Below are 13,640 nucleotides of genomic sequence, written 5' to 3'. Positions count from 1 at the left end.
TGTCGGACATTTGCACCAGAAAAAAATTAATCATAAAAAGTATTTAAACAATGAACAAAGTAATCTCAGTTGGTAGCCAATTTCCTGAATTTAAGAAAATCGCCGTTTCTGCTAATGCCCTGATCGCTGATGCACCTGGTAAAGAGTTCGAAACTATTTCTAATGCTGTTCACACCGCATCCGGTCAATGGATGGTAATGTTCTGGTGGCCGAAAGACTTCACTTTCGTATGTCCTACTGAAATTGCCTCTTTCAATAATGCTTATGGTGAATTCTCTGACAGAGATACCGTTCTGATCGGTGCTTCTACTGACTCTGAATTTGTACACCTGGCATGGAGAAGAGATCACGAAGATCTGCGTGGTCTGAAATTCCCTATGTTAGCTGATACTTCTAAATCTCTGGCTGATGAGCTGGGTATCCTGCAGGCTGATGAGAAAATCGCTTACCGTGCTACTTATATCGTAGACCCACAAGGTATCATCCGTTGGGTAAACATCAACGACCTGAGCGTAGGCCGTAATGTAGACGAGGTACTGCGTGTTCTGGATGCTTTACAAACTGATGAGCTGTGTCCTTGTAACTGGAAAAAAGGTGAAGAAACCTTAACCACACAAATGGCAAACAACTAATCTCCACAATAGATTAAATACCAAAGAATGGCTGTAAGAGCACATCTTACAGCCATTCTTATACACTAACTTTTTAAAATACGGAATATGAGTATAGTACACGAAACAGTACAAAGCCTGTTTACCGAATTAAATATCGATACCAATCATAGTTCTTTTGCCCTGCACAAACTGGCCGCTACAGACAGTAAGTATCTGAAGGATCTGAAGCTGAATGTACTGACAGTATTGAACAAGAACACCAGCCTGACTAAAAAGGAAGCTTTATTACTGGCCATCTGTGTTGCGGCAAACGATCGTAACGAGGTACTGGCTGCAGGACTGGAGCAACTGGCCCTGGCCAATGAAGCGACTATGGAGGAAATCTCGGAAATGTATGCGCTGACTTCGCTGATGAATACCAATAACATCTTCTATCGCTTCAAGCATTATTTCCAGGACAACACTACTTATAACAATACTCCGGCCGGATTACGCATGAACATCATGATGAACCCGGTAACCGGTAAGGCATTTTTTGAACTGGCCAGCCTGATGGTCTCTGCACTGAACAACTGTGAAATGTGTATCAAATCTCATGAAGCATCTGTAAAACAGCATGGTGTTACAGAGCATAAGATCTTTGAAAGCGTGCGCCTGGCGGGTGTGATCAAGAGCCTTATTGAAGTATTGTAAATCTCATTTTATTATCATTGGGCGATATCAGCATGTTTATCAAAAACCAGATATTGCAATAAATAAAAGAGACACCAAATTGGTGTCTCTTTTATTTATTGCTAAAATTTCTTTGATTAGTAACGTCCGGCTCCGGCATAGAAGCGGGTCCAGTAAGCCTGGTCCAGATCGCTGATCATTACACCACGGCTGGAAGAAGCATGTACAAACATTCCGTTACCTAAATAAACACCTACGTGAGAGATGCGCTTGGTATGAATGCTGAAGAACACTAAATCGCCTTCTTTCAGTTCTTCTTTTTCGTAAATACGTTTGGTCATCATATACTGCATCGCTGCGGTTCTGTCCAGGGTTTTGCCATATACATCGGCAAACAGTTGTCTGGTGAATGCGGAACAGTCGATAGATTTCTTTGTGGTACCTCCAAGGCGGTAAGGAGTACCATACCAATCCTGAATGAAGGAATATAAACCGGTATTTTTGCGCAGACCGTCTTTGATCTTCTCTGCAGCTTCTCTTTTCTCTTTAACCGTTGGTTCCGGCTCGTCTGTTGTAACGCGAGAAGGAGTTGTTTTGTCTTTAACTGCTACCGTATTTTTAACAGATATATTCTTCTTTGCTGTCGGTGTGTTGATGCTGATACCTTCGATAAATCTTGAAGACTCATTGCTTACTTCAACTTCCGCACTAGCGATCTGGTTATTATTTCGATGCGCACGCTGCGCGTTTGCTGTTGTTATTGACCCGATAATACAAGCCGATAGAATGGTTAAAAATTGACGCATTTTTTCGGTTTTATTTTTGATAAGGAGCGAAGATAAGTGGAAAAGCGCAAAAGAAATGTTAATGTAAAAATTTCATTACAATACCTTAACACTGCCATTTATGGCAAACTATCTCCGTTTAATTATAGGCTAAGTGCTATATTTGCACAAAATTTAATTTAAATCTAATAATTCTAAACAACGAAATATGAAGATATTAGTTTGTATTGCGAAAGCTCCGGATACTACTTCTAAGATTTCATTTACGGACAATAACAGTAAATTTAATGAAGCAGGAGTAACATTCATCATTAACCCTTATGATGAAATGTATGCCTTGGTACGTGCCCTGGAACTGAAAGAAAGCGGTGCAGCCAGCGAAGTACACCTGGTAAGCGTTGGTGACGCGTCTACAGATGCCATCATCCGTAAAGCCCTGGCCTTAGGTGGTGACAGCGCATTCAGAATTGATGCTGAGAGCACAGATCCTTATGCAATTGCTGCACAGATCGCTGACCTGGTTCAGAAAAACGGTTATGATATCGTACTGACTGGTAAAGAGTCTATCGACTATAACAACTCCGCAGTAGGTGCCAGCATCGCTGGTATACTGGACTACAACTATATCGGAAGTGCTTCTAAACTGGAAGTAAGCGGTGGCGCTGCGACTGTATCCCGTGAGATTGAAGGTGGAGAAGAAACGTCTACGGCATCTTTCCCTGTGGTAATCGCTTGTCAGAAAGGTATGGCGGAACCTCGTATTCCTAACATGCGTGGTATTATGGCTGCCCGTACCAAGCCACTGACTGTGGTACCGGCTGTAGCTGCTGATACACTGACTAACATTGTAAGTTATGAACTGCCTCCTGCGAAACAAGGTGTGAAACTGTTCACTATCGATCAGATGGATGAGCTGGTAGCTGCGCTGAAAAACGAAGCTAAAGTTCTGTAATTATTAAATTTGTTATAGGGCCGCCGGCCTTAATTATCCAAACTAAAAAAACTTATATATAAAATGTCTGTTTTAGTATTTGTAGATCATGCTCAGGGTACATTCAAAAAGAATGCCTTTGAAGCAATCAATTATGCCGCAAAAACTGCAGAGCAGGTAGGTGGCGATGTGATCGCTGTAGTACTGGGTGCTGCTGCGGAAAGTGAACTGGCTGCACTGGGTACATATGGTGCTAAGCAAGTATTACATTTAAATGATGAGCGTCTGAATCATTTCAACGCTAAAGCATATACCAAAGCGATCATCGCTGCGGCAAACCAAACCGGTGCAAAAGTGATCATCGCTTCTGCAAATAATAACGGTAAAGCGCTGGCTCCAATGGTTGCGGCTCAACTGAAAGCTGGTTTAGTTGCCGGTGCTGTTGATTACCCAAGCACTGCCAACGGATTTACAGTTAAGAAATCTGTATTCTCCGGAAAGGCATTTGCTCATGTACAAATCACTTCTGATATCAAAGTAATCGGTCTGACACCAAACACTTTTGCTCCTGCGGAAGTTGGTGGTACTGCTAGCGTACAAGCGCTTTCTGCTGATTTAAACGATGCTGATTTCGGTGTGAAATTTGTATCTGAAGATGTAGTGAAAGGTGAAGTTCCATTGAGCGAAGCAGAGCGCGTGGTATCTGGTGGCCGTGGCCTGAAAGGCCCGGAAAACTGGGGTATCCTGGAAGATCTGGCTAAGGCTATGGATGCTACCCTGGCTTGTAGCCGTCCGGTAGCTGATGCACACTGGCGTCCGCACCACGAACACGTGGGTCAGACCGGTGGTACAATCCGTCCTAACCTGTATGTAGCTGTTGGTATCTCTGGTGCTATCCAGCACTTAGCAGGTGTGAACAGTTCTAAAACGATCGTTGTGATCAACAAAGATCCGGAAGCACCGTTCTTCAAAGCAGCTGATTACGGTATTATCGGCGATGCGTTCGAGATATTACCTAAATTAACTGAAGCAGTTAAAAAAGCTAAAGGATAATCTCCTTATAGTTTATACATAATAAAAGGGCGATCATCACGATCGCCCTTTTTAGTATTTCATATCCCAATATTACCATTGCGCGGTATTATTTTTCAGGAATTGTTCTGATTTGATCATATCGGTATGCAGCAAACGATCAGTATCATAAAAAGCTACATCTTTACGGTATGTTGCGAATAAATTTTCTACCGCTGCAGATGACTGTAATGGTCTTCTGAACTCCAGTGCCTGTGCAGCACACATCAATTCTACTGCTAATACACGACGCACATTATCAATCACTTTTTTCAGTTTTGTAGCAGCGTTTGCCCCCATACTCACGTGATCTTCCTGTCCATTACTACTCACGATGCTGTCTACCGAAGCCGGTGTACAATATTGCTTGCTCTGGCTCACAATAGCTGCTGAACTGTATTGTGCGATCATGAAACCACTGTTCAGTCCGGCATCCTTAGCCAGGAAAGCCGGCAGATTGCGCTGTCCGCTGATCAGCAGGTATGTTCTGCGCTCAGAGATATTACCCAGCTCAGCCATAGCTATCGCCAGGAAATCCAGGTTCAGTGCCAGAGGCTGTCCATGGAAGTTACCTCCGCTGGTGATCATATCCTCTTCCTCAAACACAATAGGGTTATCGGTTACAGAGTTAATCTCTGTTTCAAATACATTATAAATATGGGTTACGGTATCTTTTGTAGCACCATGTACCTGCGGTACACAACGGAAAGAGTAAGGATCTTGCACCTGTACTTTTGCAACCTGCTGAATAGGACTATCTTTCAGGATAGCACGTACCTGCTCTGCGGTTTTGATCTGACCCGCATGAGGACGTACACGATGTACCGGATGTGCAAACGGCTCAATCTTACCATCAAATGCATCCAGTGACATTGCCGCGATCATATCAGCCCAGTCCTGCAGTTTCAGGCTTTCCAGCATATTATATACTGCATAGCTGCTCATAAACTGTGTACCGTTCAATAAAGCCAGGCCTTCTTTTGCTTTCAATGTCAGCGGTGTTGCACCCAGACTGTTCAGCACTTCGATTGCTTCTTTCTTTTCGCCTTTATACCATACCAGGCCTTGTCCGATCAACGGCAGGCTCAGGTGTGCCAAAGGAGCTAAATCTCCGGATGCACCCAGGGAGCCTTGCTCATATACCACCGGTAAAATATCATTGTTATAAAAATAAACCAGTCGTTGGATGGTATCTTCATGAATACCACTATAACCCTGACCCAGGCCCATAATCTTCAGCAGCAGCATGATTTTTACAATCTCCTGAGGCACTTCATCTCCAAATCCTGTTGCATGAGAGCATACCAGATTTTGTTGCAACTGGCTCAACTGGTCATCATCAATACGCACATTACACAGGCTACCGAACCCGGTATTGATACCATAATAGGTTTGCCCGCCGGCAATCTTCTTGTCCAGGAAAGCTCTGTTGGCTCTTACCTTTTGAAGGGTTTCTTCTGAAAGGGTGATGGTATCGGACAGGTATTGCGGAATATCTTTGATCTCCAAATGTTGAGGAAGTGTTCTCATCAGGTCTTTTTTTTGCGCAAAGATAATCGAAAAAACCAGATGACTATGTTATCGCCAGGGCAGCTGTAGCAATACTCAGTCTTGTATCCGGTAGCTGCAGGATAGCATTGCCGCAGGCGGCCAGCGTAGCCCCTGTAGTCAGCACATCATCTACAAGTAATACATGCTTACCAGCAAGAGCCTGCGCTTGTCGTCCGGGAACAAATGCACCGGAAACATTTTCCAGGCGCTCCAGTCTTGTCATATGCGTTTGAGACGCCGTATTGACACTCCTCTTAATGGCTTTTTCGGCAACAGGGATACCGCTTACAGCCGAGATACCAGCCGCAATACTCGCTGACTGATTATAACCACGGCGATACATTTTCTTCCGGTGCAGCGGAACAGGTACTATTATATCTACAGTCTTAAACCATTCTGTACGGGCATAACGATGAGCAATAAGCTTACCCAGGAATATGCCCAGGTCAGATCGGTTGCGGTATTTCAACTGATGCATCAGCTCCTGAACCAGTCCTTCTTCTATAAAGTATAGTAGCGGTGCTGCATGCATATGAGCCAGTTTTCCATAGAGGCGGACATCCGTTTCATTATCCGGTATCTGCTCCAGGCCGGTGAAGGGCAGCTGATCAAAGCAGGAAAGGCACAATAACTCCTCTCCGGCATGCAAGGTTTGCGCACAGCCGGTACAATATTGAGGAAAAAGAATGTCTAATAAGGGGTGTAAAAGGTGGTGTTTTAGTTTTTTCATATAGGTAGTGTAACTTATACGAGGGGTATCGTATCCGGATTGCTCCTCAGGTAGTCGAGTTTTGCTTCAAACATAAGCGCCATTTTACCCGCCCGGCTCTTGGCTTCTTCTGCCACAGGACCTTCAAAATGCGTGTCAATTGTTTGATGAAATAAATCGAGCCAGATACTAAAATGCTCTTTATATATAGGCAGCTTCATATGGTGCAGAAAAGGGCTGCCGCTGTAGGTATGCTCATGTAACAGTATGGTTTGCCAGAAACGGTACATTTTCTGCAAATGTGCATCCCAATGGCCTTCCAGCTTTTCATTAAAAATAGGCCCGATCAGCTCATTCTTTCCTACGCGGGCATAAAATTCATCTACAAACAAACGTATATCTTCTACTACTGCTATATCAGGTTTCATGCTATTTTTTTGCCTATAAAGGTACGGATTTATTCCTGCAGAGGCCGCAAAACACCATTTACCACCATGCTACAGACACAAAATACCACCGTTTGTAAAAGCAGTGTTAAAAACCCTCTATTTTACCCACAATATTATCCACATTTGCGTTTTCCACATTTTTATATTCAATGTTAATTAACTGATTTACAATATGTTAAACAATACCAAATTGTGGATAAAATAGACACAACTGTATAGTGGTAAATTGTGGGAATTTGTGTTATTTTGTAGCATAATTCTCAAATTACCCTGAATGGCCTCAGTTTACGGCGAATATAAGGTTTCTATGGACGCAAAAGGACGCTTACTCGTCCCTGCTGACTTCCGCAAGCAATTGCCGGAATCGGACGTGCAGACCTATGTCGTAAAACGTGGATTAGACAACTGCCTGACTTTGTATGTTTTGAGCGAATGGGAGAAATTAAGCCAGCAACTGGACGAAATGAGTGCCTTCAATCCTAAAGTACAAAAATTCAAGCGCCTGTTTCTGGACGGCATTAACCTTCTGGAAGTTGACAGCGCAGGCAGAATACTAATCCCCAAACCATTACAGGAATATGCGGGACTGAATAAAGAAATCATCTTCTGGGCACAAGGCAATAAAGTAGAAGTCTGGGATAAGGCAAGCAAGGAAGCTTATATCGCCGCGCAGCAACAGGAAGAAGAGGATCTGGCAAACGAATTATTTAATTAATATTTATATGGAGCAGGCTTATCATCATATTTCCGTATTGCTCCGGGAGAGTATTGACGCCTTGGACATCAAGCCCAATGGCGTTTACGTCGATTGTACATTCGGCGGGGGCGGCCACAGCCGGGCCATCCTGGAACGACTGGGCAAAAACGGAAGACTCATTGCTTTTGACCATGATAAAGATGCATGGAAAAATGCAATAGATGATAAACGCTTTATACTGGTAAAGGAAAACTTTCAGTATATGAAACGTTTCCTGAGATTACACCAGGCATCTAAAGTAGATGGTATACTGGCCGATCTCGGGGTAAGCTCCTTCCAGTTCGATACGGCAGACCGCGGTTTTTCGATTCGTTTCGATGCACCGCTGGATATGCGTATGGATGACCGTCTGGACACAACAGCTGCAGACATTATCCGTGACTACAGTGAGGCAAAGCTGCATAAGATGTTTGAAGTATACGGAGAAGTCAGAAATGCACGTACACTGGCCAAAACAATCGTAGAGCAGAGAAAAAGCAGTGATATTAAAACGATTGAGGGTTTTAAAAATGCAATCGACTCCTGCATCAAAGGTAAGCCTAACCGATACCTGGCACAGGTATTCCAGGCTTTACGTATCGAGGTAAACCAGGAGATGGAGGTATTGAGCCAGTTTCTGGAGCAGACCAAAGACTGCCTGAAACCTGGTGGCCGCCTGGCGATCATCACCTTCCATTCACTGGAAGACCGCCTGACTAAAAAGATGATGAAAAACGGCACCTTAAGCGAAGTGACTACAGATGCTTTCGGCCGCAAGACGATGGAGAATCCTTTCAAAGTATTGAAGGATGTACTGCCATCAGAAGAGGAACTGGAACACAATAACCGATCAAGAAGTGCCCGCCTGCGTATAGCGGAGTACATGGATAAATAAAATATGACTGAAGCAAATGTCAGAGACAGAATAAATGCGATCAAAGAGCGCTTTGATAACATCTCCTACCGGGGGGTGGTGCTCAATGTGCCCTACCTGATCTTCCTGGCTTTACTTGCAGTAATGTATATCTCTAACAGCAATAAAGGACTGTCGCTGGCAAGAGAAATCGAAAAAAAGAAAAAAGAATTAAAAGAGGTTCGTTGGCGCTATAAGGACGCACAGGCCAGCCTGATCTATTACACTTCGGAAAGACAGATCAGCGAACAGGCTAAATCCCTGGGTATTGCTCCTTTATCCAAACCGGCCTTTGAAATAAAAGCAGTAGAAAAAAAGTAAAACATTGGCAGCACAACAAAAATCAAGTGTAAAAAGAGACATCAGCAGACGGGTTAACCTGTCTTTTGGTGCTATTGTGCTATTGGGAGCTGCCATTGTCATTAAAGCGGGCATGACCCAGGCCAATGACGGAGAGCGATTAAGGGCGCAGGCCAACCGCTCTTTTTCTGATATTGAGACCTTATATCCTGACCGCGGTAATATATATACAGAAGAAGGAAAGATCCTGTCGGCAACCATTCCGAAGTTTGACTTGAAGATGGACCTGTCGGTGATCAATAAAGACACCTTCTACAATAATGTTGATACACTGTGCGATGCACTGGCTACTATCCTCAAAGATGAGACCGCCGGTTCGCTGAAACAGAGAATGAAAGAGGGTTTCCGCCGGAAAAGCCGTTACTGGACACTTAAAAACAAAGTGGCCTATTATGACTATCAACTGATCCGCAACCTGCCTTTATTGCGCAAACCCAAAAATAAAGGTGGTTTTATGCCGGAACCGCAGATGAAGCGAATGAACCCTTATGGTATGCTGGCTTACCGTACCATTGGTTTGTGGAGAGAGAATGCCCAGATCATTGGTCTGGAAAAGAGCTACGACACAGAACTGTCGGGCAGAACAGGTACCCGCATTATACACAAAGTAGGTGGTCAGTGGGTTCCGCTTGTGGGATCTGAGATTGAGGCGGTAGAAGGACATGATATTGTATCGACCATTGATATAGACGTACAGGAAGTAACAGAACATGCATTGCATGATATTATGGCTCAGTATGAGTGTCTGCAGGGTACGGCTATTGTGATGGAAGTGGAGACCGGAAAGATCAGGGCTATTGCTAACCTGGGTCGCCAGAAGAATGGCGAATACTGGGAAGACTTTAACTATGCCATGATTCCTTCTGAACCGGGATCGGTATTCAAACTGATGTCGCTCTACGCCTTACTGGAAGACGGTTATGTCAATGCCAATACCATTGTAAGCTGTAATGGCGGACAAATGCGTTTTGGTACCCAAACAGTACGGGACGATCATGGTGGATTAGGTTCCATTACGGTGGAGAAAGCCTTTGCACAGTCGTCCAATGTGGCTTTTGCCTCCCTGGTCAACAAGTATTATCATGATAACCCGATGAAGTATATCAAGCATTTGCAACATCTGGGCTTAAACCAAAAAACGAATTTAGATCTGGCCGGCGAGCGCAAACCGCTGATCAAAACACCGGAAAGCAAAAGCTGGAATAAAATCACTTCTCTGCCCTGGATCGGTTACGGTTATGAAAGCATGATCACACCACTACATACTTGTATGGTGTACAATGCAGTAGCCAATAATGGTAAGATGATGCAACCTTACCTCGTAAGTGCGGTTAAGGAAGATGGTAAAGTGATCCGTCAGATCGAACCGAAAGTGCTCATTGAAAAAATAGGAAAAGAATCTACCATAAAGCAGTTACAGCAAGTAACCCGCGCCGTAGTAAGAGAGGGTACTGCCAAGGCAGCGCAATCTCCGTTCTATACCGCAGCAGGTAAAACGGGTACCGCACAGGTAGCAGATAAGATCGGTGATGTTTTTTATAGCTATGCCGATGGTGTAAAGCAGGGTTCTTTCGTAGGATATTTCCCGGCAGAAAAGCCTCGCTATACTATAGCAGTGGTGATCCGCTCTAAACCGCATGGCGTTTATTATGGAGCAGCACTGGGTGTACCGGTATTTAAAGCCATTGCAGACAAGCTTTATACCACCAAAATCGGTGGCTGGAAAGTAGATGCAGACTCACTGGGCAAGGATAAAATGCTGGTTGCCAAAGCAGCACCTCCGGGCCAATTGCAGTACCTGCTGAAGATGCTGGGTTATACTTCTTACCAGGAAAACAGCAATGCAATGCTCTCGTTCCTGCAGAATGACGCACAACATAAATTAAAAATTGCTTCGAAAGAAGTGAAGACAAATATAGTACCGGATGTAGTAGGAATGGGTATTAAAGAGGCACTCTACCTGTTAGAGAATGCCGGCCTTAAAGTACACATCAGTGGCGCAGGAAGCGTAAACCGGCAGTCTATACCTGCGGGCAGTAATTATAAAAAAGGACAAACCATTAACCTAGAACTCAGCTAAAGTGAAGAACATAGCAGCAATCATACAAGACATTCCGGTACGGGCTATACATGGCCGTACTGATCTTGTTATAGATGGTCTTACGATTGATTCCCGTAAGGCCGCTCCTGGTATGCTTTTCTTTGCACAGAAAGGTACGGTAACAGACGGGCATCAGTATATACCTGCTGTTATTGAAGCCGGTGCAATCGCTATAGTATGTAAAGAGCTTCCGGAAATTTTAAACCCGGAAGTATGTTATATACAGGTGGATGAGGTAGCCCCCGTAATTGGTTTGATGGCATCGGCATTTTACGGCCACCCTACCCGCAAACTGCAGGTGGTGGGTGTTACGGGCACTAACGGAAAGACCAGTGTTGCAACACTGTTATATAAATTATTTAATCAGCTGGATGAGCCTTCAGGATTGGTATCTACGGTGGAGAACAGGATAAGAGAAAATGTTATTCCTTCTACGCATACCACTCCCGATCCGGTAAGCCTGCAGGCATTGTTCCGCCAGATGGTGGATGCCGGCTGTACGTATGCTTTTATGGAAGTGAGTTCCCATGCAGTGCATCAGCACCGTATTGCAGGTATTACTTTCCGCGGAGGCATCTTTACCAATATTACACATGATCACCTGGATTACCACCAGACGTTTGATGAGTATATAAGGGTTAAGAAACAGTTCTTTGATCACTTGCCGAAAGGCACATTTGCCCTGACCAATATCGACGATAAACGCGGTATGGTGATGTTGCAAAATACTAAAGCGACAAAGAAAGCATATGGCTTAAGAGTACCCTGCGATTTCAAAGGCAAGGTATTTGAAAATAACCTGACCGGTCTGCTGATGAATGTGGACGGACAGGATGTTCATTTCCGTATGTCGGGCCTGTTCAATGCCTATAACCTCCTGGCCGTATACGGTGCAGCGGTATTGTGCGGACAGGATAAGATCGATGTACTGACAGCCCTGAGCAATATGCAGGGAGCAGCAGGCAGGTTTGAAACCTACCATTCTGCTACCGAAAAAATACTGGGTATTATAGATTACGCACATACGCCAGATGCTTTACAGAATGTATTGTCTACGATAAAACAATTCGGTCAGCAGGCAAATATCATTACCGTGATTGGCTGTGGCGGAGACAGAGATAAACTGAAACGACCAGAGATGGCACAGGTTGCCTGCGAACTGAGTTCAAAGGTGATCCTGACTTCCGACAACCCGAGAAGTGAAGACCCTGAAGCGATACTGGATGATATGGAAGCGGGTCTTACACCAGGTATGATGCGCAAAGCATTACGCATCAGTGACCGGAAAGCCGCAATCAAAACGGCAGTGAGTATGGCTCATGCAGATGATGTAATACTCGTGGCCGGTAAAGGTCATGAAACCTACCAGGAGATCAAAGGTGTACGCCATCATTTTGATGACCGTGAGGTGCTCCTCGAAATGTTTAAACTATTGGAAAAATAATTATATAGAAAAATGCTTTACAACTTATTCACATACCTAAGGGAAGTATTCGGATTGAGCGGCGCAGGTGTCTTTCAGTTCATTACCTTCCGTACATCGATGGCCATCCTCCTGTCATTGGTCATTACGATGATCTACGGGAAGAAGGTGATCAAGTTTCTGCAAAAGAAGCAAATCGGTGAAACCATCCGTGAGCTGGGCCTGGATGGACAAACATCCAAGAAAGGTACGCCTACAATGGGAGGTCTGGTCATCATTGCCGGTATACTGATACCAACGCTGCTGTTTGCGCGCATCAGCAATGTATATATCATTATGATGCTGATCAGTACGGTATGGCTTGGCATTATCGGGTTCCTGGATGATTACATTAAAGTATTCAAAAAGAATAAAGAAGGCCTGAAAGGTAAGTTTAAAGTAATCGGGCAATTAGGCCTGGGTATAATTATAGGGTCAATGATGTACTTCAACAGCCACGTAGTGACTACCCGTGAAGTAGTGGATGGCAGACCTACATTATACAACAATACAGAGAAGATCATTGGTGAGCCTACCTTCCGCAAGGAAAATGACGGCAGGGTAAGAAAATATGTGAAAGTGCAATCGGCTGTAACCAGCGTTCCGTTCAATAAAAACCACGAGATCAGCTTTGCTAAGATCGCTTCGGTTTTCGGAGATAAAAACATCAACTGGACCACGCCCTTATTATATATCATATTTGTCACCTTCATCATCATTGCAGTAAGTAATGGTGCGAATATGACCGATGGTCTGGATGGTCTGGCCACAGGGGTATCGGCGATCATAGGGGTTTGCGTAGGTATTTTCGCCTACCTCTCCGGTAACTATGTATTTGCTGAGTATCTGAACATCATGCATATTCCTAACCTGGGCGAGTTGTCCATTTTCATGGGCGCCTTTGTCGGAGCCTGTATTGGCTTCCTCTGGTACAACACCTACCCGGCACAGGTATTTATGGGTGATACCGGTAGCCTGGCACTCGGTGGTATCATTGCCTGTATGGCTATCATCATCAGAAAAGAATTACTGATTCCTATTTTCTGTGGCATTTTCCTGGTAGAAAACCTGTCAGTGCTGCTGCAAACGGGATATTTTAAATATCAGAAAAGAAAGAATGGTCTTGAATATGCAAAGGAGAACCGCCTGTTTAAAATGGCACCATTGCACCATCACTACCAGAAACTGGGATATCATGAAACTAAAATCGTAACGCGCTTCTGGATCGTTGGTATTTTACTGGCTGTACTGAGTATTGTTTCGATGAAACTGCAATAAGTATAAAG

14 protein-coding genes are annotated in these 13,640 nt (G+C 44.2%); 10 read left to right on the top strand and 4 right to left on the bottom strand.

The genetic code is table 11. The features are described 5' to 3' along the window. Positions 1 to 50 precede the first annotated feature (50 nt). A complete protein-coding gene (locus tag FTD44_RS08175; RefSeq protein WP_129020515.1) occupies positions 51 to 632 on the top strand; it encodes a peroxiredoxin in 582 nt (193 codons plus the stop codon). Between the two features lie 87 nt (positions 633 to 719). Further along, positions 720 to 1,307: a carboxymuconolactone decarboxylase family protein gene (locus FTD44_RS08170; protein WP_222165984.1), complete on the top strand. Its 588-nt coding sequence runs from the start codon at positions 720 to 722 to the stop codon at positions 1,305 to 1,307. Positions 1,308 to 1,423: 116 nt separating this feature from the next. Here FTD44_RS08170 and FTD44_RS08165 read toward each other — a convergent pair whose 3' ends face one another. Further along, the gene (locus FTD44_RS08165; RefSeq protein ID WP_222165983.1) at positions 1,424 to 2,092 is read right to left on the bottom strand and encodes a C40 family peptidase; all 669 of its coding nucleotides are present in this window, start codon (positions 2,090 to 2,092) and stop codon (positions 1,424 to 1,426) included. A 187-nt stretch (positions 2,093 to 2,279) separates the two neighbouring features. Here FTD44_RS08165 and FTD44_RS08160 point away from each other — a divergent pair, with 187 nt between their 5' ends. Both FTD44_RS08160 and FTD44_RS08155 read left to right on the top strand, forming a co-directional pair. Next, complete coding sequence (locus FTD44_RS08160; RefSeq protein ID WP_222165982.1) at positions 2,280 to 3,023, top strand: electron transfer flavoprotein subunit beta/FixA family protein; 744 nt, start codon at positions 2,280 to 2,282, stop codon at positions 3,021 to 3,023. A gap of 63 nt (positions 3,024 to 3,086) precedes the next feature. Continuing rightward, positions 3,087 to 4,055: an electron transfer flavoprotein subunit alpha/FixB family protein gene (locus tag FTD44_RS08155; RefSeq protein WP_222165981.1), complete on the top strand. Its 969-nt coding sequence runs from the start codon at positions 3,087 to 3,089 to the stop codon at positions 4,053 to 4,055. A gap of 72 nt (positions 4,056 to 4,127) precedes the next feature. Here FTD44_RS08155 and hutH read toward each other — a convergent pair whose 3' ends face one another. From hutH to FTD44_RS08140, 3 genes are read right to left on the bottom strand one after another with little or no spacing between them, the layout of a single operon-like run. Then, positions 4,128 to 5,603 (bottom strand): histidine ammonia-lyase, encoded by a 1,476-nt coding sequence (hutH, locus tag FTD44_RS08150; protein WP_222165980.1) that lies wholly within the window; start codon positions 5,601 to 5,603, stop codon positions 4,128 to 4,130. Positions 5,604 to 5,646: 43 nt separating this feature from the next. Next, positions 5,647 to 6,354 (bottom strand): ComF family protein, encoded by a 708-nt coding sequence (locus FTD44_RS08145; protein ID WP_222165979.1) that lies wholly within the window; start codon positions 6,352 to 6,354, stop codon positions 5,647 to 5,649. A gap of 14 nt (positions 6,355 to 6,368) precedes the next feature. Then, positions 6,369 to 6,761: a group III truncated hemoglobin gene (locus FTD44_RS08140; RefSeq protein WP_222165978.1), complete on the bottom strand. Its 393-nt coding sequence runs from the start codon at positions 6,759 to 6,761 to the stop codon at positions 6,369 to 6,371. 295 nt (positions 6,762 to 7,056) lie between these two features. On the opposite strand from FTD44_RS08140, the gene mraZ reads away from it, so the two are divergent. Genes mraZ through mraY form a run of 6 tightly spaced genes read left to right on the top strand, consistent with a single transcriptional unit; the run spans position 7,057 to position 13,632 of the window. Next, the gene (gene mraZ / locus FTD44_RS08135) at positions 7,057 to 7,497 is read left to right on the top strand and encodes a division/cell wall cluster transcriptional repressor MraZ (RefSeq protein ID WP_222165977.1); all 441 of its coding nucleotides are present in this window, start codon (positions 7,057 to 7,059) and stop codon (positions 7,495 to 7,497) included. Between the two features lie 7 nt (positions 7,498 to 7,504). Then, positions 7,505 to 8,413, top strand: a complete 909-nt coding sequence (gene rsmH, locus FTD44_RS08130) for a 16S rRNA (cytosine(1402)-N(4))-methyltransferase RsmH (protein ID WP_129020506.1) — start codon at positions 7,505 to 7,507, stop codon at positions 8,411 to 8,413. 3 nt (positions 8,414 to 8,416) lie between these two features. After that, on the top strand, positions 8,417 to 8,752 hold the full coding sequence (locus tag FTD44_RS08125; protein ID WP_129020505.1) for an FtsL-like putative cell division protein: 336 nt from the start codon (positions 8,417 to 8,419) through the stop codon (positions 8,750 to 8,752). A 4-nt stretch (positions 8,753 to 8,756) separates the two neighbouring features. After that, a complete protein-coding gene (locus FTD44_RS08120; protein ID WP_222165976.1) occupies positions 8,757 to 10,871 on the top strand; it encodes a penicillin-binding protein in 2,115 nt (704 codons plus the stop codon). 1 nt (position 10,872) lies between these two features. After that, positions 10,873 to 12,336 (top strand): UDP-N-acetylmuramoyl-L-alanyl-D-glutamate--2,6-diaminopimelate ligase, encoded by a 1,464-nt coding sequence (locus FTD44_RS08115; RefSeq protein ID WP_222165975.1) that lies wholly within the window; start codon positions 10,873 to 10,875, stop codon positions 12,334 to 12,336. A gap of 12 nt (positions 12,337 to 12,348) precedes the next feature. After that, positions 12,349 to 13,632, top strand: coding sequence for a phospho-N-acetylmuramoyl-pentapeptide-transferase (mraY, locus tag FTD44_RS08110; RefSeq protein WP_129020502.1), 1,284 nt, complete (start codon positions 12,349 to 12,351; stop codon positions 13,630 to 13,632). Positions 13,633 to 13,640: the final 8 nt, after the last annotated feature.

This window comes from Edaphocola aurantiacus, assembly GCF_019797745.1.
Classification (GTDB): Bacteria; Bacteroidota; Bacteroidia; order Chitinophagales; family Chitinophagaceae; genus Edaphocola; species Edaphocola aurantiacus.
Note: the sequence above shows the minus strand (reverse complement) of the source record. Positions and strands in the feature narration are given on the sequence as shown.

What these genes read in the sequence shown, in the direction of transcription:
- FTD44_RS08175 (WP_129020515.1), top strand. Translation starts at nt 51, where the DNA reads ATGAACAAAGTAATCTCAGTTGGTAGCCAATTTCCTGAATTTAAGAAA.
- FTD44_RS08170 (WP_222165984.1), top strand. Translation starts at nt 720, where the DNA reads ATGAGTATAGTACACGAAACAGTACAAAGCCTGTTTACCGAATTAAAT.
- FTD44_RS08165 (WP_222165983.1), bottom strand. Translation starts at nt 2,092, where the DNA reads ATGCGTCAATTTTTAACCATTCTATCGGCTTGTATTATCGGGTCAATA.
- FTD44_RS08160 (WP_222165982.1), top strand. Translation starts at nt 2,280, where the DNA reads ATGAAGATATTAGTTTGTATTGCGAAAGCTCCGGATACTACTTCTAAG.
- FTD44_RS08155 (WP_222165981.1), top strand. Translation starts at nt 3,087, where the DNA reads ATGTCTGTTTTAGTATTTGTAGATCATGCTCAGGGTACATTCAAAAAG.
- hutH (WP_222165980.1), bottom strand. Translation starts at nt 5,603, where the DNA reads ATGAGAACACTTCCTCAACATTTGGAGATCAAAGATATTCCGCAATAC.
- FTD44_RS08145 (WP_222165979.1), bottom strand. Translation starts at nt 6,354, where the DNA reads ATGAAAAAACTAAAACACCACCTTTTACACCCCTTATTAGACATTCTT.
- FTD44_RS08140 (WP_222165978.1), bottom strand. Translation starts at nt 6,761, where the DNA reads ATGAAACCTGATATAGCAGTAGTAGAAGATATACGTTTGTTTGTAGAT.
- mraZ (WP_222165977.1), top strand. Translation starts at nt 7,057, where the DNA reads ATGGCCTCAGTTTACGGCGAATATAAGGTTTCTATGGACGCAAAAGGA.
- rsmH (WP_129020506.1), top strand. Translation starts at nt 7,505, where the DNA reads ATGGAGCAGGCTTATCATCATATTTCCGTATTGCTCCGGGAGAGTATT.
- FTD44_RS08125 (WP_129020505.1), top strand. Translation starts at nt 8,417, where the DNA reads ATGACTGAAGCAAATGTCAGAGACAGAATAAATGCGATCAAAGAGCGC.
- mraY (WP_129020502.1), top strand. Translation starts at nt 12,349, where the DNA reads ATGCTTTACAACTTATTCACATACCTAAGGGAAGTATTCGGATTGAGC.